Source organism: Lewinella sp., assembly GCF_050633125.1.
Taxonomy (GTDB): domain Bacteria; phylum Bacteroidota; class Bacteroidia; order Chitinophagales; family Saprospiraceae; genus Lewinella.
This window is the reverse complement of record NZ_JBOEFX010000146.1, coordinates 1-968: the sequence shown is the minus strand read 5'-3', so window position 1 is coordinate 968 and position 968 is coordinate 1. Positions and strand designations below refer to the sequence as shown.

General features: G+C 47.6%; 1 pseudogene. It reads left to right on the top strand.

Going from position 1 to position 968, the window contains the following annotated elements:
* Positions 1-198 precede the first annotated feature (198 nt).
* A pseudogene (locus ACRBG0_RS25755) lies at positions 199-968 on the top strand (hypothetical protein); the annotation flags it as partial.

Genomic DNA, 968 nt, shown 5'->3' with positions numbered 1-968 from the left:
TACCGGCAGTAAGCCGAGATATGAGCTTCCGCGTAACGGTACGTGACAACAACATAGGCAGCGGTTGCACCATCGAAGAAGATTTGGAACTTACCTTTGCAGAATCGGCCGGACCATTTGTGGTACAAACACCAAATGTGCTCGTAGAATGGGTAGTCGGACAAATGGAAACCGTCACCTGGGACGTAGCCAACACNNCTTACTTATCCAGTTATACTGGCTAGCCAGGTGCCAAATGACGGCACCTATTCCCTGCAAGTACCTAATCAAGTTACCACGATGGCCCGCGTGATGGTGGTCTGTTCTGACAATATCTTTTTCGATATTTCGGATGAAGACTTTTTGATCAGCGAACCAACGGAGCCTACGTTTGTGATGGACGTGTCGCCACTTAGCCTGAGAGTGTGCAGCGATGTAGATTCAGTAGATTACGAACTTGATCTAACAGCTTTTGTAGGCTTTGATCAGACCGTAAATCTGAGCGCAACCGGCGTACCTACCAATGCAACGGTGACCTTCTCTGATAATGATATTTTTCCTACTGCTAGTTCCACGCTTACCATTGGCAACCTGATGGCCGCAGAGGGTGGTGTTTACGATATCATAATCAATGGTACCACAGACTCGGTCAGTATAGATCGTTCGGTGGAACTGACAGTGGTCAGCGGGACACTCGACGATTTGGTTCTCACAATGCCTACAGATGGAGCAAGTAGTCAGGAACTGAATACGGTACTTTCTTGGGAGATGATACCTTCTGCTACAGGGTACTTTATAGAGATCGCCACCAACCCTGCTTTCGGTGGTGCGGTGATAGAGACGGCGACTTTAGCGGAGAATATCAATACTTATCAGCCTCAAAATCTACTTTCCAATACGGTGTATTATTGGCGCTTAGCGGCTGATAATTTCTGTGGGCGAGGGCCTTCCTCCGATTTTTTTGCATTCCAGACGATTGGCAACAATTG